The sequence below is a fragment of the Ramlibacter sp. GCM10027632 genome (assembly GCF_042675325.1).
In the GTDB taxonomy this organism is placed as follows: Bacteria; Pseudomonadota; Gammaproteobacteria; order Burkholderiales; family Burkholderiaceae_C; genus Ramlibacter.
This window is the reverse complement of the sequence record NZ_JBHTGW010000008.1, coordinates 58,365-85,364: the sequence shown is the minus strand read 5'-3', so window position 1 is coordinate 85,364 and position 27,000 is coordinate 58,365. Positions and strand designations below refer to the sequence as shown.

Here is a 27,000-nt window from a genome sequence, read left to right as displayed (position 1 = left end):
GGCTAGGGGTACATGTACCCCCGGGTGAACGGATAACCCGATTGTGCGCCGCGCAGCGTGCCGCCCGGCACTTCGCCATCCGGCCGCGCCGCCAGCATCTGGTGCAGCGACAGCCAGCCCCGCTCGAAGCACATGGCGCTGCCCGCCAGGTACAGCCGGTAGGCCCGCACGGTGCGCTCGCCGCGCCCGGCATCGCCCTGCGCCGCGAGCACCCGGCGCGCCTCGTCGAGCCGCGCCTCGAGCCCGTCCGACCAGGCCCACAGCGTGCGCGCGTAGTGCGGCCGCAGGTTCTCGGTGTCGAGCATTTCCAGCCCTGCGTCCGCCATCTCGCGCAGCACATGGCTCACGTGCAGCAGTTCGCCGCCGGGGAAGATGTATTTCTCGATGAAGTCGCCCATGCCCGCGCCGAGCTGTCCGGGCGTGGTGCCCCCGGCGGTGATGCCGTGGTTCATCACCAGCCCGCCGGGTCGCAGCAGGCGCTCGATCTTGCCGAAGTAGCGGGCCATGTTGGCCTGGCCCACGTGCTCGAACATGCCTACCGAGGCGATCTTGTCGTAGCCCCCGTCCTCGCCCTCGGTGAGGTCGCGGTAATCGAGCAGGTCGACCCGCACCCGGCCCCGCAGGCCCCGCTCCTCGATCAGCCGGCTCACATGGGCATGCTGGTTGCGCGAGAGGGTGATGCCCTGCGCGCGCACGCCGTAATGCTCCGCTGCCCACAGCAGCAGCCCGCCCCAGCCGGCGCCGATGTCCAGGAAACGCTCACCCGGGCGAAGCATCAGCTTGCGGCAGATGTGGTCCAGCTTGGACTCCTGGGCCTGGGCCAGCGGCATGTCGGCGCTGCGGTAGTAGGCGCAGGAGTAGACCCGGCGCGGGTCCAGCCACAGTGCGTAGAAATCGTCGGAAACGTCGTAGTGGAACTGGATTTGCTGCGCGTCGCGCTGGCGGGTGTGCAGCGCGATCGACCGCAGGCGCTGCCACTGGCCCGCCCAGCGGTCCGAGCGGCGGCTCACCGGGCTGTCCGGCAACAGGTAGGCCGCGACCTCCATCACGTCACGCATGCGCCCGTCGATGTCCACCCGGCCCTCGACCACCGCCTCGGCCAGCGCGCCGATGCGGCCGGTGGCCAGGTGGGCGAGCGCCCCCCAGTCGTGGAACCGCAGGACGACCTCGGCCGAGCCATCCCCGATCCGCTGCCCGCCGGGCAGCACCACCGAGACGCGGACCGGCGCGCCGGCGAGCTGCGGGGCGATGCGACGCACAAGAGCTTCCATTCAAAATTCTTGCGTCGGCCCGAAAACACCGTCAATCGGCCCAGCTGTAGGACAAGGACCCGACTTGCGCCTGCGTGGTGTCAGGGCCGCGTGGCCATAATCGCCGCATGCCCGCGTATTCCTTCGAGGCCCTGGACGAACAGGGCGCCACCCGCAAGGGGGTGATGGAAGCCGACACCGCCAAGGCGGTGCGCGGCCTGCTGCGGGCGCAATCGCTGGTGCCGCTGCAGGTGCAGCCGGTGGCCACCGGCCAGGTCGCGGCCGCGGCGGGCAGCCTGGCGCGCTGGACCACGCGGCCCGTCTTCAACGCCACCCAGCTGGCCGTCTGGACCCGCCAGCTCGCCGGCCTGGTCACCTCGGGCCTGCCGCTGGAGCGGGCCCTCACCGCCCTGTCCGAGGAAGCCGCGAACGAGCGCGAGCGCGCCCTGGTCGCGGCGCTGCGCGCCGAGGTGAATGCCGGCTCGGCGTTCGCCAAGGCGCTCTCGCAATTCCCGCGCGAGTTCGGCGACATCTACGTCGCCGTCGTCGGCGCGGGCGAGCACAGCGGCCAGCTCGGCACCGTGCTCGAGCGCCTGGCCGACGACCTCGAGGAGCGTCAGGCCCTGCAGGCCAAGCTGGTCGGCGCAGCGCTGTATCCGGCCATCGTCACCCTCGTGGCCATCGTCATCGTGCTGTTCCTCGTGACCTACGTGGTGCCGCAGGTGGCCAACGTCTTCGCCGGCACCAAGCGCGCGCTGCCCTTCCTGACCAGCGCCATGCTCGCCATCAGCGCCGCCGTGCGCGACTGGGGCTGGCTGGCCGCGGGGTTGCTGGCGGCGGGCGCCGTGGCCTTGCGCCTGGCCCTGCGCAACCCGGCGCTGCGCGAGCGCTATGACGCCGCCTGGCTGCAGCTTCCCCTGGTCGGCCGGCTCGCCCGGGGCTACAACGCGGCGCGCTTCGCCAGCACCCTGGCCATGCTCGCGGCCGGGGGCGTCCCGATCCTGAAGGCCCTGCAGGCGGCCGGCGAGACCCTGAGCAACCGGGCCATGCGCGCCGACGCGATGGACGCCCTGGTGATGGTGCGCGAAGGCGCGCCGCTGGCCTCGGCGCTGGCACAGAAGAAGCGCTTCCCGGGGCTGCTGTCGATGTTCGCCCGGCTGGGGGAGCAGACCGGCCAGTTGCCGGTGATGCTGCAGCGCGCCGCCAACCAGCTTTCGGCCGAGGTGCAGCGCCGGGCGATGCAGCTGGCCACGCTGCTGGAGCCGCTGCTGATCGTGGCCATGGGCCTCGTGGTGATGCTGATCGTGCTGGCCGTGCTGCTGCCGATCATCCAACTCAATCAGTGGGTGCGTTGAATGGCGGTGACGCTGCAGGACAAGCTGGTGGTCGCGATCTCCTCGCGGGCGCTGTTCGATTTCGAGGAGGAGAACCGGCTGTTCGAGGACGGCGACCCGGGCGCCTACATGGCGCTGCAGCTCGACCGCCTGGAGCTGCCGGCCCGGCCCGGCATCGCCTTCTCCCTGATCAAGAAGCTGATGGCCTTCAACGAACCGGGGCAGCAGCGGGTGGAAGTGGTGATCCTCTCGCGCAATGACCCGGTCTCGGGCATGCGCATCTTCCGCTCCGGCCTGGCCAACGAGATCAAGCTGGAGCGTGGCGTCTTCACCCAGGGCCGGCCGCCTTTCCGTTACCTGCGCCCGCTCGGGGCGCACCTGTTCCTCTCGGCCAACGCCGAGGACGTGCGCGAGGCGCTCAACGCCGGCTTCCCCGCGGCGCGGGTGCTGACCGAGTCCATGCCGGCAGGCGATGCCTACCCCGACGAGGTGCGCATCGCCTTCGACGGCGACGCCGTGCTGTTCTCCGACGAGGCCGAGCGCGTCTACCAGGCCCAGGGCCTGGACGCCTTCGTCCAGCACGAGACCAGCAAGATCGCCCAGCCCCTGCCCGAAGGCCCCTTCAAGCCGCTGCTGGCCGCGCTGCATCGGCTGCAGCAGGCCGGCACGCCGCGCATGAAGATCCGCACCGCGCTGGTGACGGCGCGCAGCGCGCCCGCGCACGAGCGGGCCATCCGTACGCTGATGGACTGGAACATCCAGGTCGACGAGGCCATGTTCCTCGGCGGCCTGCCCAAGGGCGAGTTCCTGCGCGAGTTCGAGCCCGACTTCTTCTTCGACGACCAGACCGGTCACGTCAACCACGCCGCCCGGCATGTGCCGGCCGGGCATGTGGCCGGCGGCATCGCCAACGCCTGAGCGCGGGCCGGCTTCTCGCGTCAGCCCACGCTGGGGACGGCCGGCACCGACCGGGCGGCCTCGGTCACCGCCAGCGTGGCCTGCAGCGTCCGCGGCCCGTCGAGCGCGCTGCACAGGGGCGCCTCCCGGCCGGCGACCAGCGCGGCGAAGTGCAGCTGCGGCCGGATGTACGGGTCGGCCTGGCGCACGCCGGTCTGCTCCCGCGTGAGCTCGGCGTGCCAGCTGCGGTCGCCCTGGTCGTGCCACAGCGACAGGTCCGGCAGCGACAGCGAGCCATGGGTGCCGTTGATGAAGTGGGACTGCACCGGCGGGTGCGGGCAAGGGTCCTGCTCGCCGGCGCAGAAGTCCCAGCACCAGGGGAGGCCGCCGTATCCGAGAGCCCCCCGTGCCCAGCGCGCCGTTGGCGAAGCGCAGTACGGCCGCGGCGGGCCGACAGCGCACGGCCGGCCTCGGCGGGATCGGCGATGGCGGCCAGCTGGAGGTCTTCCGTCCGCAGGAGGCGGTCAATGTGGGTTTTCCCGATGGCTCCAGCATCGAAAAGTGCGATCCGGGTAGTAGTCATCGTTCAGCTGAGCCGGTACGATTCCGCCAGTGCAGCGACGATCGGAACGACATTCAATTTCAGAACACCATTCCACTTTAATCCGACCGGAGACAACCGTGAACAAGCGCAACCTGCTCAAGCTCGTCCCTGCCTGCGTGGCCCTGGCGCTGTCCGCAGCCAGCCACGCGCAGGAGCCCATCAAGATCTTCAACATCGTGGAACTGTCGGGGGGCGGCACGACCCCGGGCACCTATTTCCGCGACGGGGTGCGTCTGGCCATCAACGAGATCAATGCCTCGGGCGGCATCCTGGGCCGCAAGCTGCAGGTCACCGACATGGACACGCAGACCAACCCGGGCGTGGCCAAGGGCCTGACGCAGAAGGCGATCGACGAGGGCGCGTTCGCGATCTTCGGCCCGGTGTATTCGGGCTCGATCATGGTGTCGATGGCCGAGAGCCGCAAAGCCGAGGTGCCCAACTGGACCGGTGGCGAAGCCTCCGCCATCACCCAGCAGGGCAACCCGTACGTGTTCCGCACCAGCTTCGGCCAGTCCACCAGCTTCCCGAAGATGGCCAAGTGGATCACCACCAAGGCCAAGACCCTGGCCGTGATCTACCAGAACAATGACTTCGGCAAGGGCGGCCGCGACGCGATCATCAAGAACCTGGAAGGGTCGGCCACGAAGATCGTCGCCGACATCTCCACCGAACCGATGCAGGTGGACTTCTCGGCCGCGGTGATCCGCGCCCGGCAGAGCGGCGCCGACGCGGTGTTCGTCTACGTCACCGAGGAAGAGTCCGCCCGCATCCTGCGCGAGTTCCGCAAGCAGGGCTGGAACAAGCCCATCCTGGGTGAGACCACGCTGACCGGCCAGCGGGTGATCGAACTGGCCGGCGACGCCGCCAACGGCGCCATGGCCCACGTGGGCCTGACCGTGGACGCGCCCATTCCCGAGATGCTGGCCTTCAAGGGCAAGTTCTACCAGGCGTACAAGTACATCCCGGACCACAACGGCATCAAGGGCTACATGGGCGTGTACACGCTGAAGGCCGCCATCGAGAAAGCCGGCAAGGTGGACCGCAAGGCGACTGCGCAGGCCATGAAGGGTTTGGTCATCAGCGCGAAGAAGTACCCCGGGGTCATCATGGACGTCCGCTTCGACGACAAGGGCGACCTGGACCGCGACAGCTTCCTGGTGGAGGTGAAGAACGGCCGCCAGGTCGTGATCGAAAACCTGCCGCCCCTCAACGGCCCGATCGACACCGGCAGCCGGCCGGCTGCCGCAGCCCCCGCCGCGGCCAGGAAGTAAGCAGGCGCCACGCGCGCACGGGCCGGCAGCACCGGCCCGTTCAGGGTCATCCCGGGGACGGCTTGAAACCGTCCCGAAAGGCCCTATCATTAGCACTCGCTGGGGCTGAGTGCTAACAACGCCCCAGGGTAATTCCAAAGCGCTAACTCGGTCGCACGACCGGTTGGCGCTTTCTGATGTCACTTCAATAGCCCAGAAGTCAAGGAGATCCCATGAAACTTCGTCCCCTGCACGATCGCGTGATCGTCAAGCGCCTGGAAAACGAGACCAAGACCGCCTCCGGCATCGTCATCCCCGACAACGCCGCCGAGAAGCCCGACCAGGGTGAGGTGCTGGCAGTCGGTCCCGGCCGCAAGAACGACAAGGGCGAGCTGATCGCCCTGAACGTGAAGGTCGGCGACCGCGTGCTGTTCGGCAAGTACAGCGGCCAGACCGTCAAGGTCGACGGCGACGAACTGCTGGTCATGAAGGAAGACGACCTGTTCGCGGTCGTCGAGAAGTAATCCCGGGTCACCCCCACTGAATCGAATTCGGAGTTAGACAAATGGCAGCTAAAGACGTTGTTTTCGGCGGCGAAGCACGCGCCCGCATGGTCGAAGGCGTGAACATCCTGGCCAACGCGGTCAAGGTCACCCTGGGCCCCAAGGGCCGTAACGTGGTGCTCGAGCGCTCCTTCGGCGCCCCCACCGTGACCAAGGACGGCGTGTCCGTGGCCAAGGAAATCGAGCTGAAGGACAAGCTCCAGAACATGGGCGCCCAGATGGTCAAGGAAGTCGCTTCCAAGACCTCCGACAACGCTGGCGACGGCACCACCACCGCCACCGTGCTGGCCCAGGCCATCGTGCGCGAAGGCATGAAGTACGTGGCCGCGGGCATGAACCCGATGGACCTCAAGCGCGGTATCGACAAGGCTGTGGAAGCCCTGATCGCCCAGCTGAAGCAGGCCTCCAAGCCCACCACCACCTCCAAGGAAATCGCCCAGGTCGGCTCGATCTCCGCCAACAGCGACACCTCCATCGGCGAGATCATCGCCAACGCGATGGACAAGGTCGGCAAGGAAGGCGTGATCACCGTCGAAGACGGCAAGTCCCTGCAGAACGAACTCGACGTCGTCGAGGGCATGCAGTTCGACCGCGGCTACCTGTCGCCCTACTTCATCAACAACCCCGAGAAGCAGGCTGCCCTCCTGGACAACCCCTTCGTGCTGCTGTTCGACAAGAAGATCAGCAACATCCGTGACCTGCTGCCCACCCTGGAGCAAGTCGCCAAGGCCGGCCGTCCGCTGCTGATCATCGCCGAGGACGTCGAGGGCGAAGCCCTGGCCACCCTGGTGGTGAACACCATCCGCGGCATCCTGAAGGTCGTGGCCGTCAAGGCCCCGGGCTTCGGCGACCGTCGCAAGGCCATGCTGGAAGACATCGCCATCCTGACCGGTGGCAAGGTCATCGCCGAAGAAGTGGGCCTGACCCTCGAGAAGGTGACCCTGGCCGACCTGGGCCAGGCCAAGCGCATCGAAGTGGGCAAGGAAAACACCACCATCATCGACGGCGCCGGCGCTGCCGCTGACATCGAGGCGCGCGTCAAGCAGATCCGCGTCCAGATCGAGGAAGCCACCTCCGACTACGACCGCGAGAAGCTGCAAGAGCGCGTGGCCAAGCTGGCCGGCGGCGTCGCCGTCATCAAGGTCGGTGCCGCCACCGAAGTCGAGATGAAGGAAAAGAAGGCCCGCGTCGAAGACGCCCTGCACGCCACCCGCGCTGCGGTGGAAGAAGGCATCGTCGCCGGTGGTGGCGTCGCCCTGCTGCGCGCCAAGCAAGCCGCTGGCGAGATCAAGGGTGACAACGCCGACCAGGACGCCGGCATCAAGCTGGTCCTGAAGGCCATCGAAGCCCCCCTGCGCGAGATCGTGGGCAACGCCGGTGGCGAGCCCTCCGTGGTCGTCAACGCCGTCCTGAACGGCAAGGGCAACTACGGCTTCAACGCCGCCAACGACACCTACGGCGACATGATCGAGATGGGCATCCTGGATCCCACCAAGGTCACCCGCACCGCGCTGCAGAACGCCGCTTCCGTGGCGTCCCTGATGCTGACCACCGAGTGCATGGTCTCCGAGGCCCCGAAGGACGACGCTCCGGCGGCCGGCGGCATGCCCGGCGGCATGGGCGACATGGGCGGCATGGGCATGTAATGCCCGCACGGCGGGAGGCGCTCAGGCGCTTGCCGCCGCGCCCTGTCCCACCAGGACAGCCAAAGAACAAAGGCCGGGGAGACCCGGCCTTTGTTCTTTGGGGGATTCGACGGGCGGCCTCAGACGGGGCCGAACTTGTTCTCGTAGGCGTCGCTGGGCTGCACGTACCAGTACAGGACCACCAGCACGCCCACCAGGGGCACCAGGCTCACCAGCTGCCACCAGCCGCTGCGGCCGATGTCATGCAGGCGGCGGGCCGACACCGCGAAGGTGGGCAGCAGCAGCGCCAGCGTCACCAGGCCGCTGAAGCCCTCGCCGACCAGGCCCTCGGCCAGGCCGATGGCCAGCACGCAAAACAACATGAACCACCAGAACTCGGGACGGCGCGCACGGCCGCGGAAGGTGGCGTAATGGGACAGGCAGTGCTTGACGCTCTGGACGATGCTCATGTGACAGATTGTCGCGTCAATCGACGCAGCAACCCGGCCGTGGAGGCGTCCAGCCCCTCCACATCCCCCGAGGCCAGCCGCGGGGTGATGTCTTTCGCCAACACCTTGCCCAGCTCCACCCCCCACTGATCGAAGCTGTTGATGCCCCACAGCGCGCCGCTGCAGAACACGCGGTGCTCCTGCAGCGCGATCAGCGCGCCCAGGCTGGCCGGGTCGAGGCGCTCGAGCAGCAGCAGGGTGCTGGGCCGGTTGCCGGTGAAGTGGCGGTGCCCGCCGGCATCGGCCTTGCCCTGCATCAGCGCCTGGCCCTGGGCCAGGACGTTGGCCAGCACCAGCTCCTGGTGCCCCGGCAGCGAATGGGCCGCCTCGCGCACAGCCACGAATTCCACCGGGACCACGTCGGTGCCCTGGTGCAGCATCTGGAAGTAGGCATGCTGGCCGTTGGTGCCGACCTCGCCCCACAGGACCGGAGAGGTGCCATAGGGCACGACCTCGCCACGGCGATCGACCCGTTTGCCGTTGCTCTCCATTTCGAGCTGCTGCAGATAGGCCGGCAGGCGGCGCAGGCTGCTGTGGTAAGCGGCCAGGCTGCGGCTGGTGAAGCCGTGGAAGTCGCGGTACCAGAGATCGAGCAAGGCCAGGCGGGCCGGCAGGTTGCGCTCCAGCGGCGCGGTGGCGAAGTGCGCATCCATCGCATGCGCGCCAGCGAGCAAGGCGCAGAAGTTGCGCGCCCCGATCGCAATGGCGATCGGCAGGCCGATGGCCGACCACATCGAGTAGCGCCCCCCCACCCAGTCCCAGAAGCCGAAGGTGGTGGTGATGCCGAAGTCCGCGGCCGCGGCCACGTTGGTGGTCAGGGCGGCGAAGTGGCGGGCGACGTCGGTGCCGCCTTGGGCGGCGAACCAGGCGCGCGCCGAGCGCGCGTTGACCAGGGTCTCCAGCGTGGTGAAAGTCTTGGAAGCGACCAGGAACAGCGTGTTCTCGGGCTTCAGGCGCGCCAGCACGCCGTCGAGCTCGTGGCCGTCGACGTTGGACACGAAGTGCATGCGGCGGCCCGGCGAGGCGTAGCGCTCCAGCGCCACGACGGCCATCTGAGGCCCGAGATCGGAGCCGCCGATGCCGATGTTCACCACGTCGGTGATGGCGTCGTCGGCGCGCACGCGTTCGGCGTAGGCCAGCATCGCCTCCAGCGTCGCGTCGACCTCGGCCCGCGGCCCGGACAATCCGGCCAGGCCCTGCGGCTTCCACTGCGCGCCGCTGCCGGGGTACCGAAGCAGCCAGTGCATGACCGCGCGCTGCTCGGTCACATTGACCGTGGCGCCCTCGAACATGGCGTCGCGCTGCGCCTCCAGGCCGCATTCGCGCGCCAGCTGCAGCAGCAGCGCCTCGGTGCCGCGGTCGATCAGGTTCTTGGACAGGTCGGCGAAGACATGAGGCGCTTCCTGGCTGAAGGCCTCGAAGCGGGACGCATCCTCGCTGAAGGCCTGGCGCATGTCGAAACTGCGGCCCGAGGCCGCGTGGCGTTCGGCCAGGGCCGACCACGCGGGCGTGCGGTCACAGCGCGCGAAGGTGCTCAGGTCCACGCCGCCCATGTCACACCGCTTTCATCAGCTGCTCGAGCTTCACCGCGTCAGCGGCGAACGCCCGGATGCCCTCGGCCAGCTTCTCGGTGGCCATGGCGTCGTCGTTGAGGGCGTAGCGGAAGGCGGCTTCGTCGTAGGTGACCTCGGCCAGGTCCATCGCCTGCGCCTGCTCCGGGTCCAGGGCGCGCACGACCGGCGACTCGGAGGCGGCCAGCTGGGCCAGCAGGTCGGGACTGATCGTGAGCAGGTCGCAGCCGGCCAGGGCCACGATCTGGCCCGTGTTGCGGAAGCTGGCCCCCATCACCTCGGTGTCGATGCCAAAGCGCTTGTAGTACTGCCAGATCTGGCGCACCGACTTCACCCCGGGGTCGTTGGCGCCGGCGTTCGCCGCCTCGTCCCAGGCCGGGCCGGCGGCCTTCTTGTACCAGTCGTAGATGCGCCCCACGAAGGGGGAAATCAGCTGCACCTGGGCCTGGCCGCAGGCCACCGCCTGGCAGAACGAGAACAGCAGCGTGAGGTTGGTGCGAATACCGCTCTGCTCGAGGCGCGCGGCGGCCTGGATACCCTCCCAGGTCGAGGCGATCTTGATCAGGACGCGCTCGGGCTTCACGCCCTCGGCCTGGTACAGGCCCATGATGCGCTCGGCGCGCGCGATGGTGGCCTCGGTGTCGAAACTCAGGCGCGCATCGACCTCGGTCGAGACGCGGCCCGGCACGTGGCGCAGGATCTCGCAGCCGAAGCGCACCAGCAGGCGGTCCATCACTTCATCCAGCGGCTGGCCGCGGAAGCGGCCCACGACCTCCTGCATCAGCGGCGCGTACTCGGGCTTCTGGACCGCCTTCAGGATCAGGGAGGGGTTCGTCGTGGCGTCCTGAGGGTGGAACTGGGCGAGCTGGTGGAAGTCGCCGGTATCGGCGACCACGGTGGTGTGCTGCTTGAGCGCTTCGAGTTGATTCATGGACTGGATTATCCGGGCGAAACGGGAGTAATTCGGTTACCTTCAGGCCCCATTCTCCTCTGACGATGAGTCAGGGATGTGGCCGAACATCTGAAATCAAGTTACATTCTCGCCTGATTTCCCCACTCCGCGCAACCTCCATGAGCTTTGACCTCGTCCTGTTCGGCGGCACTGGCGACCTCGCCTGGCGCAAGCTGATGCCAGCCCTGTTCCAGGCCTTCCGCCATGGCACCCTGCCCCTGGGCGGACGCATCGTCGGCGTGGCCCGCGACGACCTCGACGACGACGGTTACCGCGCCTTCATCCGCGCCCGCTTCGACGATGTCGAACTGTCCAAGCGCCCCAGCGCCGAGGAGTTCGACCGCTTCGCCGCCCTGCTGGCCTTCGTGCGGATGGACCTGTCCAACCCGGCGGACTACGCCCGCCTGGGGACCCGCCTGGCCGAGCGCAATGCACGCACCGTCGTGATGTACCTGGCGACCGCGCCGGCGCTGTTCACCACCATCTGCGAGCAGATCGGAGCCGCCGGCCTGAACACGCCGCACACCCGCGTGGTGCTCGAGAAGCCCCTGGGCCACGACCTCGCCTCCAACCGCGCCATCAACGAGGCGGTGCGCACGGTGCTGTCCGAAAGGCAGGTGTTCCGCATCGACCACTACCTCGGCAAGCCCTCGGTGCAGAACCTGTTCGCGCTGCGATTCGGCAACGCCCTGTTCGAGCCGCTGTGGCGCCGCGAACACATAGACCACATCCAGATCACCATCGCCGAGGACCTCGGCGTGGAAAAGCGCGGCGCCTTCTACGACAGCACCGGCGCGCTGCGCGACATGGTCCAGAACCACGCGCTGCAGATGCTCTGCGCCCTGGCGATGGAGCCCCCGATCAATGCCCACGCCGACGCGATCCGTGACGAGAAACTCAAGGTCCTGCGCTCGCTCAAGCCCTGGACCCCGGTGACGCTGGACCAGCACGCGATCCGTGGCCAGTACGTGGCCGGACGGGTCGGCGGCGAGGCCGTGCCGGGCTACCTCGACGAGGCGGGCGTCGGCCGCGACAGTGCGACGGAGAGCTTCGTCGCCTTGCGCGCCGAGATCGCCAACTGGCGCTGGGCGGGCGTGCCGTTCTACATCCGCACCGGCAAGCGCCTGGCGGCGCGCGACGCGCACATCGTCGTCAACTTTCGCCCCGCGCCGCACGCCATCTTCGGCGGGCCGGCCGGTGCGGCCAACCGCCTCGTGATCAACCTGCAGCCGCGTGACGGGCTCGAGCTGCACCTGATGGCGCAGGGGCAGGACAACCGCCACGCGGCCCGGTCCGCCGCGCAGCACCTCGCGCCCGTGCAGCTGGACCTGGATTTCGACAAGCGCTTCGGCGCCGAGCGCGTGGGCGCCTACGAGCGGCTGCTGCTGGATGTCATCGACGGCCGCCTGAACCTGTTCGTGCGAAGCGACGAACAGGAGGAGGCCTGGCGCTGGGTCGAGCCGCTGCTCGATCACTGGCGCGGCCACCGCGACGGCCTGCGTCCCTATGCTGCCGGGTCCTGGGGTCCGAGCGCCTCGAGTGCGATGATTGCGCGTGACGGCCACTGCTGGTCGGAAGAACGCTGAGGCACATCACCGCATGCTCGATCGCATCAAGGCATCCCTGCCCTCCCTCGCCCCCGCCGAACAACGCGTCGGCCGCCTGGTCCTCGCCGACCCGCGCGCCTTCGCCTCCCTGCCAGTGAGCGAACTCGCCGACCGGGCGCATGTGAGCAAACCCACCGTGGTCCGGTTCTGCCGCAGCATGGGCTATGACGGCCTCTCGGACTTCAAGCTGAAGCTCGCCGGCAGCGTGAATGAGGGCGTGCCCTTCATCCACCGCAGCGTCGACGCGGACGACAAGCCGGCCGACGTGATGGTCAAGGTGATCGACAACACCGTCGCTGCGTTCCTCAAGTACCGCAACGATGCCTCGGCCCATGCGATCGAGCGCGCGGTCGACGCGCTCGCCTCGACCTCGCGCACGAGCCGGCGCATCGAGTTCTATGGCGTAGGCAACTCGGGCATCGTGGCGCTGGACGCCCAGCACAAGTTCTTCCGTTTGGGCCTGCACACGGCGGCCTGCAGCGACGGCCACCTGCAGGTCATGAGCGCCTCGCTGCTCGGGCCGGGCGACTGCGTGGTGGTGATCTCCAACTCCGGCCGCACCCGGGACCTGATGGACGCCTGCGACATCGCCAAGCGCCGGGGCGCCACCACCATCGTCATCACGGCCACCGGCTCGCCCCTGGCCACTGCTGGCCACATCCACCTGGCGGCGGACCACCCGGAAGGCTATGACCGCTACAGCCCCATGGTGTCGCGCCTGCTGCACCTGCTGATCATCGACGTACTGGCGACCTGCGTGGCGCTGCGAATCGGCGGTGACAAGTTGCAGCCGATGCTCAAGGAAATGAAGAACAACCTGCGGAACAAGCGTTACGCGTGATCCGCGCCGGTCCCCCCGGCCGACCAGGCTCGGCAACGCGGCGTCCGGGCGCTCAGCGCGCGGCCAGGCGGGCGGTCGGCGTGAACCTCAGCGGCCCGTACCAGGCGCGGGCGACGGAGCCGGTGTTGTCGGTGTCGGTCATGATGCCCACGCCCACCAGCGCGCCGGGCGCCTCGCCGAACACGCGCTCGTAGTCGGCACGGATGTCGCGCTCGTAGTCCAGCCAGTGACCGAGGTTGCCCGAGCCGGACTCGACGACCAGCTTGCGGATGCGGCTGGTACGCGGGTTCTCGATCACGGTACCGGCCGGGCGCTGGTTGCACCAGACGTACATGAGGGTCGCGTACGGCATCTCCTCGCCGGTCAAGGCGCGCGCCAGTTCGGAGAGCATGGCGTCACGCGGCGAGAAGCGGGAACGGTCACCCTCGAACACCAGCACGATACGCACCGGGGAGTCTTCCGCGTCCCGGCGCGCCATGTCGGCGCCGGGGATGAGGGCAGGGACATTCCAGGAGAATCGGACAGAGCCCAGATCTTCGGGCGCCACGCGCACGCGCTGTCGCTTCATGCTGGCGGACGACTGCGCGAGCACTGAGAGCGCGTCGCGTCCGTCCTTGCGCTCATAGGCGAAGCGAGTGGGCGTCTTGCCTGGGAAGCGGTAGTCTTCCCAAGCCGCCTCGCCCCGCGGGTCGGTGGTGTCGTGGCTGGCCCAGGGCGATGAGCCCACGGAAACGGCCGGCGGCGCAGACGCGCAGCCGGCCAAGACGGCCACCAGGAGCGCAGCAGCCCCTGTCTTCAACGACATCCCCATGAGTCCCATGGGGTGATTGTCTCACCCCTGGGCATGGGCTTACACCCTGAAGGGCTAGGTCAGAAGTTGTGGCGGATGCCGATGTCGAAGCCAGTCTTCGGGCTCGCGGACAGACCGGTGGAGGCGCTCACGCCGTTGTCCCGGGCCCAAGACGTGTAGATAAGTGTGCGCTTGCTCATGCTGTAGTCAACGCCCAGGCCGATCTTGCGGACGGTGGAAGGTCCGTCCTTGAGCTTGCTGCGGCCGACGCCGGCCTTCAGCGTGAAGGCGCCCATGGGGGCGACGGCGCTCACGTTGAAGCTGCGGCGGTCTGCTGCGCCCGCGGCGTCGTAATCGGTCTGCGCGTAAGTGCCGCCCAGGGTGGCGAAGCCGAAGTTGTAGGAGCCCTGGACAGCTGCGATGCGATCCCCGATGCGATTGCGTTCAGCGCCGATGGCCAGCGACATGGGCCCTGCGCCGTAGGACAGCCACCCGCTCAGGAGGGCCTTGTCGCCGGTGGTGACCAGGCCGGTGACCTGGGTGCTCTTGGGGCCGTAGGTCAGTGCGCCGCCGAAGCCATTCCAGTTGGGCGCTGTGTAGAAGATGCCGTCGGATCGGCCGAGGTTGCCCCCGGTTCCCGTGAGGGTGGCGACGCCGCCGGCGCCGGGGGTGAAGGCGTAGTTGTCGGGCGCGCTGGCGTAAGCCGTGGTCAGGACGGCGAGGGAGGCCTGCTGGAGGGTTCCCCAGGGGTCGGTATTGTTGATGGGCCCCTGGAACGCGGTGAGCGCACGTCCGATCCGCAGGGCGCCGAAGGTGCCGGCGATCCCGACGGTGGACTCCCCCTGGAACAGGGGCCGGTTGGCATTGCTGCCGTCGTTGAGGCCGGATTCGGGGCTGAAGCGCTCAGCAAGCCGGAACGTGGCCCTGAGCCCACCGCCCAGGTCTTCGGAACCGCTGAAGACGATCTGGTTGGCGCCGTTGGCGGACTGGTCGATGCGGGTTCGGTCGGCACCGATCGGGTTGCTCAAGCCGACATCGATCTGGCCGGAAAGGGTGACGGAGGACTGGGCAAAAACCGAGGTTGCCGTTAGGGCGGCCAAAGCAGCTAGGCTTTTTAAGGTTGAGCAGCCTGCGCCCGGCGGGCTGTTTCCCTCGAAAAGAGGCCCCGACCACCGGATGGGCTGGGGGGCTTTCAGTTCGACAGTGCTGAGTGAACGACTGCCGTAATTCAACTGTCGAGCAAGGATAGCTTATGAATCAAGCACTTGCAGGTCTCGTCCGCCATGACTTGGAACCGGTGCAGTGTGAAACTGCTACCGGATCAGGCAGAAAAAAGCCCCCGGGCCTTGCGATCCGGGGGCTAAATCCACCAAAGGAGAGGTGGAGGAGACAATCAGTGCCTGAATCAGCATCACTAATTCAAGCGTGGCCACAGTATAGCCCGGTACGTGCTGCGTTGCAGCACAGCAAGTGCAAAATCCCGGCTATCAGCCGCTGAATTGATTTAGCTCAACCGAAATGATCCCAAGGAGGTCGGAATGGAATGCACGGTAAGTTGGACGGGGACCACGGGCGCGCGCTCGGGCATGGGTTTCCTGGCGGAAACGGGAAGCGGGCACGTCCTCATGATGGACGGAGCACCTGACGCGGCCAAACCGGAAAACGGCGGCCTGAACCTGGCGCCGCGCCCCATGGAGACCGTTCTGGCGGGCACGGGCGGATGTTCTGCCTACGACGTGGTCCTGATCCTCAAGCGCGGACGCCACGATGTGCGTGGCTGCTCGGTCAAGCTCAGCGCCGAACGCGCAGACAGTGATCCCAAAGTCTTCACGAAACTGCACATGCAGTTCACGGTCACTGGCAAGGGCATCCCCGCCGCCGCAGTCGAGCGGGCCATTGCCATGAGCCATGACAAGTATTGCTCGGCCAGCATCATGATTGGCAAGACAGCAGAGATCACGACTGGCTTCGACCTTGTCGAAGTAGCCTGACGGACCGAGCTAAAGAACTACATCGTCAGACGTAATGGGCCGTGGTCGTCATGACCTTGGCGGCGGCCCGCATCATTCCGCGGACAGGCGCGGGCAACGCCACCGCCCCGGCGGCGAGTGCCTGGTCCGCGTGTTCGCGCTCATCGAGCTTCATCTGCGACACGATCGCTCGCGAGAGTGCGTCGCTCTCGGGAAGGCGCTCCAGATGGGAATCCAGGTGCGCCTCGACCTGGCGCTCCGTCTCGACGACGAACCCCAGGCTCACCCGGTCCCCGAATCGCCCCGCCAGCAAGCCCAGCCCGAATGCGCCCGCGTACCACAGCGGATTGAGAAGGGACGGCCGATCGCCCATGGCTTCGATGCGCTCCAAGGTCCAGGCGAGGTGGTCCGTTTCCTCGCGCGCAGCCTGCTCCAGATGGCGGCGCAAGGCCGGGTCACGCGTCGCCAGGGCCTGGGCGGTGTACAGGGCCTGCGCGCAGATCTCTCCTACATGATTGACCCGCATCAGTGCCGCGGCCTCGCGCTTTTGAGCCGGTGAGAGATCGGGGGGGGGGACCCCCGCACCCGGGCTGGGGCGCTGGGAACGGGGGCGGGCGAACAGCGTGCGCAAGGCGCTGTCGAGTGCGCTGATGGCGGCATCCATGCAGGCGAGTTTACGCCGGCCGCCGATGCCTGATCGAAGCCTGACCATAAACAGAAAGTTGCAATTTCTCCTGAAAAATCAAGGGTTTACCCGTGGCGCACACGAGCCCAGAAAGGGGGTCTGTTGTCCGCCTGCAACGATGAAACCCTGCCGAGCGCAAATTCTTTGCGCCTTACCGAGGCCCTCTGATTGAATAGCGTCAACTTCCGTGAAGGAGGTTGGCCCGGGGCGCGAAAGAGGTCGTTCACAGCACCTCCAGCGCCGGCGCCTCATGTTTAACCTTGGAGAAACTTGCATGAAAAAATCTCTAGTTGCTTTGGCTGCCCTTGCAGCCACCGGCGCGTTTGCCCAATCCTCCGTCACCCTGTATGGCGTGATGGACATCGGCTACAAGGCCCAGACCTACAAGGACGCTGGCGTGACCACCGTCAAGGCCAACGGCGTTGCTGACGGCGCCGTCGCCGGCCCCCGTTTCGGCTTCCGTGGCACGGAAGACCTGGGTGGCGGCCTGAAGGCCAACTTCGTGATCGAGCAAGGTATCTCCCCGACCAGCTCGCAGCTGACCAACTATCGCACCGCCACCTCGGCCCCCCAGATCGACACGACTGCCGCTGGCGCCACCACCGGCCGTTCCGCCACCAGCCTGAACCGTCAGAGCTGGGTCGGTCTGTCTGGCAAGTTCGGTGAAGTCCGTGCCGGCTACCAGTACACCAACCTGTACGAGCTGTCGACCCTGTCTGGCTTCAACGCCGGCTCCGAGGGCACCAACGGCGCCGACTCCGCCCACACCTACGGCAACGCTGCCGTCGGCGGCACCCGTGCCAACGGCCTGACCTACATCACCCCGGCTTTCGGCGGCTTCTCCGCCCAGCTGCAGTACGGCGCTGCCACCAGCCTCGACACCTTCGAGAGCAAGAACGCCGCCGACACCCAAGTGCACGCCAAGCGCACCGGTATCCTGGCCAACTACAACGCCGGCGCCCTGTCGGTCAAGGTTGCCTACACCGAGTACAAGAACGGCACCGCTGCTGGCAACACCGCCATCGTCGACAAGACCGGCAAGCTGACCCAAGTGGGCGCTCGCTATGACTTCGGCATGTTGGCCCTGACCGGTACCTACAACGACGGCAAGAACGGCGACGCCGGTGCTGCCGCCCGTGAGTACCAGGCCTACCAGCTGGGCGTGACCGTGCCCGTCGGCGCTTTCAAGCTGATCGCCACCACCGGCAAGGCTGAGACCACCAACTCCGTCGGCGCCAAGACCGAAGACCTGAAGCAGGCCCAGTTCGCTGTTCAGTACGCCCTGAGCAAGCGCACCACCGCCTACTTCTACTCCGGCCAGACCAAGGACGCCGCCACCGGTGGCGTGGACAAGAAGTCGTCCAACATCCTGGGCGTGATCCACACGTTCTAATCGCCTGACCGACTCCGTCGGTTAGACACATAGAACAAAACCCCGCCGTGGCGACACGGCGGGGTTTTTCTTTGGGCCCGCGAAGCAGGGCGCTTCAGCCCTGCCCGGCCTGGCGACGGCTGTGCAGCAGGCCGACGTTCATCTCGCCGCTCAGCGAAGAGGCATAGAACCGCTCGATCATGTTCACGCTGGTACGGGCATTGCGCGCCAGGGTCAGCATGTCGATGCCCTGTCCGTACAGCAGTCGGAAGGTGATGGCCGTGTGGCGCAGGCTGTAGAGCGTGCGCGTCTGGCCCTGCGGCCCCTTGGTCATGCCGCACTCGGCCATGACCCACTGGAAGAGCTGGTTCATCACGGCCAGCGCGTGCTCACGGTTCGACAACTGCGGCAGGAAAAGGAAATCGTCCGGGCCGCCGTAGCCGTTGGCCGCGTTGCGGGCCTGGATCTGCCGGAAGATGCGGACCGCCGCGCGCATGCTCACGACCGGCTTGTCGTGCCGCTTGGTCTCGGGCAGGTTCATTCGCAGGTACATGTGGCGCCCGCGGATCTCCTCGATGTGGCGGTGCCGCATGAGCTTGATGTCGCCTGGCCGCACGAAGGTATTGACCATGAAGCCGATGACCCACGGAATGTCCTGCGGCATCAGCAGCAGCTCGCGGGCGATCCAGAAGCGCTCGTTCGGGCCCAGGCGGGCCAGCACGGGGTGCGGCTGGCCGACCAGCGCCCGCGACTTGCGCAGGAGCTGGCGGTACTCGGCAATGCTGAAGCCGCCGCGCGGCGTGGCCGTGACTCGGATGCGTGGAAACTCCGGCAGTTCGCCCAGGTGCCCCAGGTGGCGCGCCAGCTTCAGGATCTTGCGCACGATGACCAGGTACTGCGAGATCGTGGTGGTGGTGAAGCCCTGCTGGCCCAGGCGGTCGGCAAAGTGCTGCAGGGCCACGTAGCCCAGCCCCTTCACCGGCGCACTGCCCAGCTCGGGGAGGATGTGCGCGTCGAGCCGGTTGCGCATCACCATCAGCGAGCCGCGGCTGAACTCGCCACGCTGCTGGCGCGCGGCTTCCTGGTTGAAGAGCTTTTCCGCGACCTGGGCGAAGTTCACCGCGCCGGCCTCCTGGCCGGTGTCCCGCAGCATGTGGATCTGCGCCGAGGTCACATCGAAGAATCGCTTCGCCAGCACCAGCGCATTCTTCTTGGAGGTGGTGCGCAGGCTCTTGCTGTAGGTCTTGCCGCTGAACCAGCAGCGTACCTGCCAGAAACGGCTGGCTTCAATCCTGTAGATTCGGAGCTTCTCCGGGTAACCGGGGACGGAGGTCAGGCTCTCCGGGATGGGCACCGTCCGTCCCCGCGAGGCGCGGAACACCTCGTCGTTGGACGGGGTGGCGAACGCCCCGATGACCCTGCTGACTCCCTGAGACACGTCTTAATTCCCTGTTCAAGCTTTTCTGGCGAGCACTCATTCATTTTTGTCATGACAATTGGACGGAAGAGCTGGTCCGCCCAACTGTTACAAGTTGCTCAACCCGTGACCATGACATTTCGCCCAGGCGTGTTGGTGTAATTAGGTAAAACGTATTGTCTTCTTGTAACAACATGACGAGCGCCGAACACTCTGCCTTGACCCCTGATGACTACCTCCGCCGTGTCCTGACGGCCCGGGTCTACGACGTTGCGGTCGAGTCGGCGCTGGAGCCGGCGCGCAACCTCAGCCGTCGCCTGCACAACAAGATCCTGCTCAAGCGCGAGGACCAGCAGCCGGTGTTCAGCTTCAAGCTGCGCGGCGCCTACAACAAGATGGCCAAGCTCACGCCCGGGCAGCTCGAGCGCGGCGTGATCTGCGCCTCGGCCGGCAACCACGCCCAGGGGGTGGCGCTGTCGGCGCACCGCCTGGGTTCGCGTGCGGTGATCGTGATGCCGGTAACGACGCCCGGCGTGAAGGTGGAGGCGGTCAAGGCCCTGGGCGGCGAGGTGGTGCTGCACGGCGACAGCTACTCCGACGCCTACCAGCATGCGCTGACGCTGGAGAAGGAGCAGGGCCTGACCTTCGTGCACCCGTTCGATGACCCGGACGTGATCGCCGGCCAAGGCACGATCGCGATGGAAATCCTGCGCCAGCACCAGGGCCCGCTCGATGCGGTGTTCGTCGCCATCGGCGGCGGCGGGCTGATCTCGGGCGTGGCCAGCTACATCAAGGCGGTGCGGCCCGAGGTCAAGGTGATCGGGGTGCAGATGAACGATTCCGACGCCATGCTGCAGTCCGTCGAGGCCGGCGAGCGCGTCACTCTGTCCGACGTGGGCCTGTTCTCCGACGGCACCGCGGTGAAGCTGGTGGGGGAGGAAACCTTCCGCATCGCCAGCGACCTGGTGGACGACTACGTCACCGTCGACACCGACGCGGTGTGCGCCGCGATCAAGGACGTGTTCGTCGACACCCGCAGCATCGTCGAGCCTGCCGGGGCGCTGGCCGTGGCCGCGATCAAGCAGTACGTGACCGATCGCAAGACCCGCGGTGAAACGTACGCCGCCATCCTGTGCGGCGCGAACATGAACTTCGACCGCCTGCGCTTCGTCGCCGAGCGGGCCGAGGTGGGCGAGGAGCGCGAGGCGCTGCTCGCGGTGACCATCCCCGAGGAGCGGGGCAGCTTCCGCCGCTTCTGCGCCCTGATCGGCGAGCTGCCCGGCGGGCCGCGCAACGTGACCGAGTTCAACTACCGCATCAGCGACGCGGCCCAGGCCCATGTGTTCGTGGGCCTGACCACGCACGGGCGCGGCGAGTCGGCCCGCATCGCGGCCAGTTTCAGCAAGCACGGCTTCGAGGCGCTGGACCTCACGCACGACGACCTGGCCAAGGAACATATCCGCCACATGGTCGGCGGCCACTCGGCCCTGGCGCAGGACGAGCGCCTGCTGCGGTTCGTGTTCCCCGAGCGGCCCGGCGCGCTGATGAAGTTCCTCTCGCACATGCAGCCGAACTGGAACATCAGCCTGTTCCATTACCGCAACCAGGGCGCGGACTATGGCCGCATCCTGGTCGGCCTGCAGGTGCCGCCGTCGGAGGAGGCGCAGTTCCAGGCCTTCCTCGACACGCTCGGCTACCCGTTCGTGGACGAGACGCAGAACCCGGTGTACCGGCTGTTCCTGCGCGCCTGAGCGCGGCCGGCCTACTGCGGCAGCGGCGGCAACTCGAGGGTGAGCGCCGCCGGGGCGCCCGGGGCCGGGCCCAGGCGGGCGCGGCGGCCTTCCACCGACTGCAGCACCAGACCGGCCTCGACCGCACTGCCCACGGCGAAGGGCTTGGGCGGGCGGCCATCCACCGCGATCAGCGCCGCGCCGGCGCCGGTTGCGCCGGCGACCACCCCCGTCAGGACGAAGCGGCTGGCCAGGGCTGGCGCCGCGGCCGGCTCGCCCGGCGTGCCGACCGCGCCGAGCAGGCGCGCAATGGCCGCCGGGTCGGGCGCCTCGGGCTGGCGCACCACCGCGGGCGCCGCCGAAGCCCGAGCACCAGTGCCGGCGATGCGCAGGCCCCAGTACGCCGCCCCCAGCACCGCCAGCGCCCACACCACGAAGGTGGCGGCGCCCACCAGCCAGCGCTGGGCGCGTGCGGAGCGGGTCGCGTGCAACATGCGTCGATTATCATGGCCCACACCCCCTTCGAGATGTCGAGATGATGAAGAGAACCGGCTTCCTGTTGCGCCGCCTTGCCGGCTTCACCCTGATCGAGCTGATGGTCGTGCTGGTGATCATCGGCGTGCTGGCCGCCCTCATCGTGCCCAACGTCCTCGACCGCGCCGATGACGCCCGCGTCACCGCCGCACGCACCGACGTCAACAACCTCATGCAGGCCCTCAAGCTGTACCGCCTGGACAACCAGCGCTACCCGAGCGGCGAGCAGGGCCTGCAGGCACTGGTCACGCGCCCCACCGCGCAGCCCGTGCCCCCCAACTGGAAGCCCTACCTCGAGAAGCTGCCGGCCGACCCCTGGGGCCGGCCCTACCAGTTCCTCAACCCCGGCGTGAAGGGCGAGATCGACGTGCTGTCGCTGGGCGCCGACGGCCAGCCCGGCGGCGAAGGCAAGAATGCCGACATCGGCAGCTGGCAGTAAGCAGGCCGGCTTCACCCTGATCGAATTGCTGGTCGTGGTGGCGATCATCGCCATTGCGACCGCCGGCGTGGCCTTCGCCATCCGGGACAGCGCGGGCAACCAGCTCGAACGCGAGGCGCTGCGCCTGGCCGCCCTGCTGGACGCGGGCCGCGCCCAATCGCGCAGCACCGGCCAGCCGATACGCTGGGTCCCCACCGAGAACGGCTTCCGCTTCGAGGGCGCCGCCGCCGGAAGCCTGCCTGCGCAGTGGCAGTCCGGCGACGTGAGGGTGCAGGGCACCACCGCGCTGCTCCTCGGCCCCGAGCCCCTGATCGGCGCGCAGGCCGTGGTGCTCGAGTCCGCCAGCCTGCCGGGGCGCCGGCTGCGCGTGGCCACCGACGGCCTGCGCCCCTTCCGCGTGGAAGGCGCGAACCCATGAGAGCCCCCCAGCGCGGATTCACGCTGGTGGAGGTGCTGGTGGCGCTGGGCATCGTGGCCATCGCCCTGGCCGCCGGCCTGAAGGCGACCGCGGCCCTCACCGACAACGCCCGGCGCCAGTCCGACGTGCTCCTGGCCCGCCTGTGCGCGGAGAACGCGCTGGTGGGCGTGCGGCTGTCGCAGCAGATGCCCGGCATCGGCGAGACGGTAGCGAGCTGCGAACAGGGCGGCGAGACCTTCGAGGTGGCGCTGGCCGTGGCGGCCACGCCCAACCCGAACTTCCGCCGCGTCGACGCCAACGTGCGGCGCGGCGCCGAGCCGGTGCTGCGGGTGTCGACCATCGTGGGGCGCTTCTGAGATGGCCGGCCGCCACGCCCTGCGCGGGTTCACGCTGGTCGAACTGCTGGTGGCGCTGTTCGTCATGTCCCTGGTCGCCGTGCTCGCCTGGCGCGGCCTGGACGGCATGACGCGCGCCCAGGCCGCCACGCAGGAGCGCGCCGACCACGTGCTGGCGCTGCAGGTCGGCCTTGCGCAATGGAACACCGACCTCGACGCGATCGCCCAGGTCCCAGACCGCTCCGCCCTCGACTGGAACGGGCGCGTGCTGCGCCTGACGCGGCGCGCCCCGCCCGGCATGCCCGAGGGCCTGGTGGTGGCCGCCTGGACTCGGCGCGTGGTCGAGGGCCGCACCACCTGGCTGCGGTGGCAGTCGCCCGTCCTGGCCACGCGCAGCGAGCTTGAGCAGGCCTGGCTGCGCGCCGACACCTGGTCGCAGAACCCGGGCGATGCCGAGCGCGCGGCCGAAGTCGCGGTGGTGCCGCTGGCCCAGTGGCAGGTGTTCTTCTTCCGCGGCGGCGCATGGACCAACCCGCTGTCCAGCGACGAGCCGGCCGCCGGCAGCGAGGCGCCCCCGCGCGGTACCGGCAGCGGCACCGGCCAGCAGGCCCGCGCCGACGGCTCGAACGTGCTGCCCGACGGGGTGCGCGCCATCCTCACGCTGCCGCCGGACCACCCCCTGGGCGGCACCCTCACGCTGGACTGGGCCAGCCCGCGCGTGGCGGGAGGCCGTTCGTGAGCGCGCGCCGTCCGAGCCCCGCCCAGCGCGGCGCCGCCCTGCTCTCGGCGATGCTCACCGTGGCCCTGGTGGCCACGCTCGCAGCCGCCGGCCTGTGGCAGCAGTGGCGCGCCGTCGAGGTCGAGGGCGCCGAGCGCACGCGCATGCAGGCCAGCTGGATCCTCACCGGCGCGCTGGACTGGGGCCGCCTGATCCTGATCGAGGACGCCAAGTCCGGCGGCGTGGACCACCTCGGCGAGCCCTGGGCCCTGCCGCTGCAGGAGGCGCGGCTGTCGTCCTTCCTCGCGGCCGACCGGCAGGCCGCCCCCGAGGGCTCGGTGGTCGACGAGGCCTTCCTCTCGGGCAGCATCACCGACCTGCAGTCGCGGCTGAACGTGAACGACCTCGTCGAGGACGGCAAGCCGTCCGAGGCGGGGCTGCGCGCCTTCCAGCGCCTGTTCGACGTGCTCGGGCTGCCGCCCACCGAGCTCGAGGCGCTGCAGTCCAACCTGCTGCGGTCCCGCGCCGCCGGCGCCCGGGACCCGCTGGCGCCCCTGCCGGCGCTGCGCATGGCCGACCTGGAGCGGCTCGGCCTGTCGCCGCGCACCCTGCAGGCGCTGGCCCCACATGCCACGCTGCTGCCCGCGAAGACCACGGTCAACCTGAACACCGCCAGCGCGCAGGCGATCTTCGCGGTGATCCCCGGCATCGGCCTGGCCGACGCGCAGCGCATGGTGACGGCCCGGCAGTCCGCGCACTTCCGCAACCTGTCCGACGCCCTGAAACTGCTCGACGAGGGCCAGGGCGCCGTCGAGACGCCCCTGGCCGCCACGGCCAGCCAGTTCTTCGAGATCCGCGGCCGGGTGCGGCTGGACCGGGCCATCGTCGAGGAGCGCAGCGTGGTCCAGCGACAGAACACCAGCGTGCGCACGCTCTGGCGCGAAGCCAGCGCCTCGACCGCGCCGCCTCGCTGAGGCAGGCCCCGCACGGGCCAGCGGATCCGTGCAGAGTCTTACTCGGGTTCCAGCTGTCACGAACCCGTCCCTACAATGGCCGCAGTCCATGAGTTCGCTCTACCTCCTGCTGCCGACCGCCCCCGTGACGGGCTCCACCGAATTCGCCTACGTGCTGTCGGCCGACGGCCGCACGCCCGGCGCCTCGGGCCGCGCGGCGGCGAACCTGCTGCCCCAGGCCACAGGCCCCGGCGCGCAGGTGGTGGCCGTGGTCCCGGCGCAGGCCCTGTCCTGGCACCGCATCGACTGGCCCCGCGGCCTGTCCGCCAGCTCGCCGCGCCTGCGCGCCGCGCTCGAGGGCCTGCTCGAAGACCGCCTGCTGGACGACCCCGAATCCCTGCACTTCGCACTGGAGCCCGGCGCCGCCCCCGGCGGCCCGGCCTGGGTGGCGGCCTGCGACCGGGCCTGGCTGCGCGGGGCGCTGCAGGCGCTGGAAGCCGCCGGCCGGCCGGCGATGCGCGTGGTGCCCGAGCTGTCCCCCGGCACGCCCACGGCCCTCCACGCGCGCGGCGAGCCCGAGTCGGCCCAGTGGCTGGTGCGCCATGCCGAGGGTGTGACCGTGCTGCCGCTGTCGTCGGCCGGCCTGCCCCTGCTGCCGCCGCTGCCCGAGGACGCGCCCTGTTTCGCCGAGCCCGCGCTCGCCGCCCACGCCGAGCAGCTACTACAGCGCCCGATGGTGCTGCAGGCCCCCGCGCAGCGCTGGCTCGAGGCGGCGCAGGGCGACTGGGACCTGGCCCAGTTCGAGTTCGCCAGCTCCGGGCGCGCGCGCACCGTCAAGCGCCTCACCACCGGCCTCGCCGGCCTGCTGCACGCGCCGCAGTGGCGGCCGCTGCGGTGGGGCCTCGTCGCGCTGGTGGCCGCCCACCTCGTCGGCCTGAATGCCTGGGCCTGGCGCGAGCGCGCCTCGCTGGCCGCCAAGCAGCAGGCCGCGCGCGCCGTGCTCACGCAGACCTTTCCGCACGTGAAGCTGGTGGTCGACGCCCCGCTGCAGATGGAGCGCGAGGTCAACGCCCTGCGCCAGGCCACCGGCACCGCCGGCTCGCGCGACCTCGAGACCCTGCTCGGCGCGCTGGCCGCCGTGGCACCGCAGCGCGGCATCACCGCCCTGGAGTACGTCGCCGGCGAGTTGCGCGTGCGCGGCCTGGGCTGGACCGAGACCGACCTGCGCGCCGCCGAGCCCCGCCTGCGAAGCCAGGGTCTCGCCGCCCGCCTGGAGGGCGAGCTGCTGGTGCTGCGCACGGAGTCCGGCACATGAAGGACATGAAGGCACTCGCACGACACCCCCGCCTCGCGCAGGCCCGCCAGCTGTGGCAGGCCCAGCCCGCACGCCAGCGCGCGCTGCTGGTCCTGGCGGCCCTCGTCGTCGGCGTGGCGCTGGTATGGGGCGTGGCGCTGGCCCCGGCCCTGGCCACGCTGCGCACCGCGCCCGCGCAGCAGGCCGCGGCCGACGCGCTGCTGCAGCGGATGCAGGCACTGCAGGCCCAGGCGAGCGCCATGCAGTCGCAGCCGCGCATGAACCACGACGACGCGATGCGCGCCCTCGAGGCCGCGACACGCCCGCTCGGCGAGGCCGCGCAACTCGTGCCCGCCGGGGACAGCGCGACGCTGGCCGTCAACGGCATCCCCGGCGACGCGCTGGCGCGCTGGCTCGCGAAGGCGCGGGTCGATGCGCGCGCGCAGGCCGGCGAGGCCCGGCTGACCCGCAACCCCCAGGGCACCTGGGACGGCACCGTGGTGCTGGCCCTGCCCCCCCGCTGAGGCCCCCGCGCCCGATGGCCCGCGCCCTGCCCCTGCTGCCCGCGCCGCGCCGCGCGCCCTGGGGCTGGGCCGTCTCGGGCGCGCTGGCCGGGCTCGCCGCCGCCCTCGTCCTGTTCGCGCCGGCGCGCTGGCTGGCGCAGGCCGTGGCCGGCGCCAGCGATGGCCGCGTGGTGCTGGAGGACGCGCGCGGCACGCTCTGGGACGGCTCGGCCCGCCTGGTGCTCACCGGCGGCCCCGGCAGCCGCGACGCCGCGGCCCTGCCGTCCCGCCTGGCCTGGCGCATGCGACCGGCGCTCACCGGCCTGGGGCTGGCGCTGTCGGCCGACTGCTGCACGCCGCAGCCGCTGCAGGTGCGCCTGCAGGCCCGCGGGGACGGCGCGCAGCTCACCGTGCTGGATGCCGCGCCCACCCAATGGCCGGCGGCCCTGCTCGCCGGCCTGGGCACGCCCTGGAACACCCTGCAGCTCGAAGGCGACCTGCAGCTCGCCACGCGCGGGCTGGCCCTGCGCTGGACACGCCGGGGCCTCGAGGTCTCGGGCGGCGCCGAAGTCTCGGCCTTGCGGATCGCCTCGCGCCTGTCGACACTGCGGCCCATGGGCAGCTACCGCCTGAGCCTGGCCGGCGGCGACACGCCGGCCCTGCGCCTGGACACGCTCGAGGGCAGCCTCCTGCTGTCCGGTCAGGGCCACTGGGCCGGCGCCCGCCTGCGCTTTTCCGGCGAGGCCGCGGCCGCGCCCGAACGCGAGGCGGCCCTGTCCAACCTCCTGAACATCATCGGGCAGCGCCAGGGGGCGCGCTCCCTCATCACCATAGGGTGA

The 27,000-nt window shown here is 69.4% G+C and carries 29 protein-coding genes; 19 read left to right on the top strand and 10 right to left on the bottom strand.

Annotated features, from left to right (window positions below; translation table 11 throughout):
• Positions 1–2: 2 nt before the first annotated feature.
• Positions 3–1,271: a class I SAM-dependent methyltransferase gene (locus tag ACFQZY_RS13215; protein WP_377416486.1), complete on the bottom strand. Its 1,269-nt coding sequence runs from the start codon at positions 1,269–1,271 to the stop codon at positions 3–5.
• A gap of 107 nt (positions 1,272–1,378) precedes the next feature.
• Here ACFQZY_RS13215 and gspF point away from each other — a divergent pair, with 107 nt between their 5' ends.
• Positions 1,379–2,605: a type II secretion system inner membrane protein GspF gene (gene gspF / locus ACFQZY_RS13210; protein WP_377416484.1), complete on the top strand. Its 1,227-nt coding sequence runs from the start codon at positions 1,379–1,381 to the stop codon at positions 2,603–2,605.
• Complete coding sequence (locus ACFQZY_RS13205) at positions 2,606–3,502, top strand: 5'-nucleotidase (protein ID WP_377416482.1); 897 nt, start codon at positions 2,606–2,608, stop codon at positions 3,500–3,502. It abuts the gene before it with no gap.
• 20 nt (positions 3,503–3,522) lie between these two features.
• Here ACFQZY_RS13205 and ACFQZY_RS13200 read toward each other — a convergent pair whose 3' ends face one another.
• A complete protein-coding gene (locus ACFQZY_RS13200) occupies positions 3,523–3,807 on the bottom strand; it encodes a hypothetical protein (RefSeq protein ID WP_377416480.1) in 285 nt (94 codons plus the stop codon).
• Between the two features lie 80 nt (positions 3,808–3,887).
• Here ACFQZY_RS13200 and ACFQZY_RS13195 point away from each other — a divergent pair, with 80 nt between their 5' ends.
• The 4 genes from ACFQZY_RS13195 (at position 3,888) to groL (ending at position 7,544) form a co-directional block, all read left to right on the top strand.
• Positions 3,888–4,145 carry a hypothetical protein gene (locus ACFQZY_RS13195; RefSeq protein ID WP_377416478.1) on the top strand — a complete coding sequence of 86 codons (258 nt, stop codon included), beginning with the start codon at positions 3,888–3,890 and terminating at the stop codon, positions 4,143–4,145.
• Positions 4,146–4,162: 17 nt separating this feature from the next.
• Entirely contained in the window at positions 4,163–5,356 is a 1,194-nt protein-coding gene (locus ACFQZY_RS13190; protein WP_377416476.1) for an ABC transporter substrate-binding protein, read from the top strand.
• A gap of 212 nt (positions 5,357–5,568) precedes the next feature.
• Positions 5,569–5,859, top strand: coding sequence for a co-chaperone GroES (groES, locus tag ACFQZY_RS13185; protein WP_377416474.1), 291 nt, complete (start codon positions 5,569–5,571; stop codon positions 5,857–5,859).
• A 41-nt stretch (positions 5,860–5,900) separates the two neighbouring features.
• On the top strand, positions 5,901–7,544 hold the full coding sequence (gene groL / locus ACFQZY_RS13180; RefSeq protein WP_377416472.1) for a chaperonin GroEL: 1,644 nt from the start codon (positions 5,901–5,903) through the stop codon (positions 7,542–7,544).
• Between the two features lie 119 nt (positions 7,545–7,663).
• Here groL and ACFQZY_RS13175 read toward each other — a convergent pair whose 3' ends face one another.
• The 3 genes from ACFQZY_RS13175 to tal are packed head-to-tail and all read right to left on the bottom strand — an operon-like array spanning position 7,664 to position 10,534.
• On the bottom strand, positions 7,664–7,993 hold the full coding sequence (locus ACFQZY_RS13175) for a DUF805 domain-containing protein (RefSeq protein ID WP_377416470.1): 330 nt from the start codon (positions 7,991–7,993) through the stop codon (positions 7,664–7,666).
• Positions 7,990–9,585, bottom strand: coding sequence for a glucose-6-phosphate isomerase (gene pgi / locus ACFQZY_RS13170; protein ID WP_377416468.1), 1,596 nt, complete (start codon positions 9,583–9,585; stop codon positions 7,990–7,992). The genes ACFQZY_RS13175 and pgi overlap by 4 nt, the downstream gene beginning before the upstream one ends.
• 1 nt (position 9,586) lies before the next feature.
• Positions 9,587–10,534 (bottom strand): transaldolase, encoded by a 948-nt coding sequence (gene tal / locus ACFQZY_RS13165; RefSeq protein WP_377416466.1) that lies wholly within the window; start codon positions 10,532–10,534, stop codon positions 9,587–9,589.
• 140 nt (positions 10,535–10,674) lie between these two features.
• On the opposite strand from tal, the gene zwf reads away from it, so the two are divergent.
• Both zwf and ACFQZY_RS13155 read left to right on the top strand, forming a co-directional pair.
• Complete coding sequence (gene zwf, locus ACFQZY_RS13160; RefSeq protein ID WP_377416464.1) at positions 10,675–12,141, top strand: glucose-6-phosphate dehydrogenase; 1,467 nt, start codon at positions 10,675–10,677, stop codon at positions 12,139–12,141.
• Positions 12,142–12,154: 13 nt separating this feature from the next.
• Complete coding sequence (locus ACFQZY_RS13155) at positions 12,155–13,003, top strand: MurR/RpiR family transcriptional regulator (protein WP_377416462.1); 849 nt, start codon at positions 12,155–12,157, stop codon at positions 13,001–13,003.
• 52 nt (positions 13,004–13,055) lie between these two features.
• Here ACFQZY_RS13155 and ACFQZY_RS13150 read toward each other — a convergent pair whose 3' ends face one another.
• Together ACFQZY_RS13150 and ACFQZY_RS13145 are read right to left on the bottom strand one after the other, a co-directional pair.
• Complete coding sequence (locus tag ACFQZY_RS13150) at positions 13,056–13,730, bottom strand: DUF3047 domain-containing protein (protein ID WP_377416460.1); 675 nt, start codon at positions 13,728–13,730, stop codon at positions 13,056–13,058.
• Positions 13,731–13,873: 143 nt separating this feature from the next.
• The gene (locus ACFQZY_RS13145) at positions 13,874–14,893 is read right to left on the bottom strand and encodes a porin (RefSeq protein WP_377416458.1); all 1,020 of its coding nucleotides are present in this window, start codon (positions 14,891–14,893) and stop codon (positions 13,874–13,876) included.
• A gap of 438 nt (positions 14,894–15,331) precedes the next feature.
• Between ACFQZY_RS13145 and ACFQZY_RS13140 the strand changes: the two genes are divergently transcribed.
• Complete coding sequence (locus ACFQZY_RS13140; protein WP_377416456.1) at positions 15,332–15,784, top strand: OsmC family protein; 453 nt, start codon at positions 15,332–15,334, stop codon at positions 15,782–15,784.
• Between the two features lie 25 nt (positions 15,785–15,809).
• Here the strand turns inward: ACFQZY_RS13140 and coq7 are convergent, their stop codons facing one another.
• Positions 15,810–16,427 carry a 2-polyprenyl-3-methyl-6-methoxy-1,4-benzoquinone monooxygenase gene (gene coq7 / locus ACFQZY_RS13135; RefSeq protein WP_377416454.1) on the bottom strand — a complete coding sequence of 206 codons (618 nt, stop codon included), beginning with the start codon at positions 16,425–16,427 and terminating at the stop codon, positions 15,810–15,812.
• 295 nt (positions 16,428–16,722) lie between these two features.
• On the opposite strand from coq7, the gene ACFQZY_RS13130 reads away from it, so the two are divergent.
• On the top strand, positions 16,723–17,841 hold the full coding sequence (locus tag ACFQZY_RS13130; protein ID WP_377416452.1) for a porin: 1,119 nt from the start codon (positions 16,723–16,725) through the stop codon (positions 17,839–17,841).
• 94 nt (positions 17,842–17,935) lie between these two features.
• On the opposite strand, the gene ACFQZY_RS13125 is transcribed toward ACFQZY_RS13130, so the two are convergent.
• Positions 17,936–19,258 carry a hypothetical protein gene (locus ACFQZY_RS13125; RefSeq protein WP_377416450.1) on the bottom strand — a complete coding sequence of 441 codons (1,323 nt, stop codon included), beginning with the start codon at positions 19,256–19,258 and terminating at the stop codon, positions 17,936–17,938.
• Positions 19,259–19,431: 173 nt separating this feature from the next.
• Between ACFQZY_RS13125 and ilvA the strand changes: the two genes are divergently transcribed.
• Positions 19,432–20,988 carry a threonine ammonia-lyase, biosynthetic gene (gene ilvA, locus ACFQZY_RS13120; protein WP_377416448.1) on the top strand — a complete coding sequence of 519 codons (1,557 nt, stop codon included), beginning with the start codon at positions 19,432–19,434 and terminating at the stop codon, positions 20,986–20,988.
• 11 nt (positions 20,989–20,999) lie between these two features.
• Here the strand turns inward: ilvA and ACFQZY_RS13115 are convergent, their stop codons facing one another.
• Positions 21,000–21,461, bottom strand: coding sequence for a type II secretion system protein N (locus tag ACFQZY_RS13115; RefSeq protein WP_377416446.1), 462 nt, complete (start codon positions 21,459–21,461; stop codon positions 21,000–21,002).
• A 41-nt stretch (positions 21,462–21,502) separates the two neighbouring features.
• Here ACFQZY_RS13115 and gspG point away from each other — a divergent pair, with 41 nt between their 5' ends.
• The 8 genes from gspG (at position 21,503) to gspN (ending at position 27,000) form a co-directional block, all read left to right on the top strand.
• Entirely contained in the window at positions 21,503–21,940 is a 438-nt protein-coding gene (gspG, locus tag ACFQZY_RS13110) for a type II secretion system major pseudopilin GspG (RefSeq protein WP_377416444.1), read from the top strand.
• Positions 21,915–22,358, top strand: coding sequence for a type II secretion system protein (locus ACFQZY_RS13105; protein ID WP_377416442.1), 444 nt, complete (start codon positions 21,915–21,917; stop codon positions 22,356–22,358). Before gspG ends, ACFQZY_RS13105 begins: the two co-directional genes overlap by 26 nt.
• Positions 22,355–22,714, top strand: coding sequence for a type II secretion system minor pseudopilin GspI (gspI, locus tag ACFQZY_RS13100; protein ID WP_377416440.1), 360 nt, complete (start codon positions 22,355–22,357; stop codon positions 22,712–22,714). The genes ACFQZY_RS13105 and gspI overlap by 4 nt, the downstream gene beginning before the upstream one ends.
• 1 nt (position 22,715) lies before the next feature.
• Positions 22,716–23,432: a type II secretion system protein J gene (locus ACFQZY_RS13095; RefSeq protein WP_377416438.1), complete on the top strand. Its 717-nt coding sequence runs from the start codon at positions 22,716–22,718 to the stop codon at positions 23,430–23,432.
• Complete coding sequence (gene gspK, locus ACFQZY_RS13090; RefSeq protein ID WP_377416436.1) at positions 23,429–24,385, top strand: type II secretion system minor pseudopilin GspK; 957 nt, start codon at positions 23,429–23,431, stop codon at positions 24,383–24,385. Before ACFQZY_RS13095 ends, gspK begins: the two co-directional genes overlap by 4 nt.
• A gap of 88 nt (positions 24,386–24,473) precedes the next feature.
• Positions 24,474–25,679, top strand: coding sequence for a type II secretion system protein GspL (gspL, locus tag ACFQZY_RS13085; protein WP_377416434.1), 1,206 nt, complete (start codon positions 24,474–24,476; stop codon positions 25,677–25,679).
• Positions 25,676–26,182: a type II secretion system protein GspM gene (gspM, locus tag ACFQZY_RS13080; RefSeq protein WP_377416432.1), complete on the top strand. Its 507-nt coding sequence runs from the start codon at positions 25,676–25,678 to the stop codon at positions 26,180–26,182. Before gspL ends, gspM begins: the two co-directional genes overlap by 4 nt.
• A 14-nt stretch (positions 26,183–26,196) precedes the next feature.
• On the top strand, positions 26,197–27,000 hold the full coding sequence (gene gspN / locus ACFQZY_RS13075; protein ID WP_377416430.1) for a type II secretion system protein N: 804 nt from the start codon (positions 26,197–26,199) through the stop codon (positions 26,998–27,000).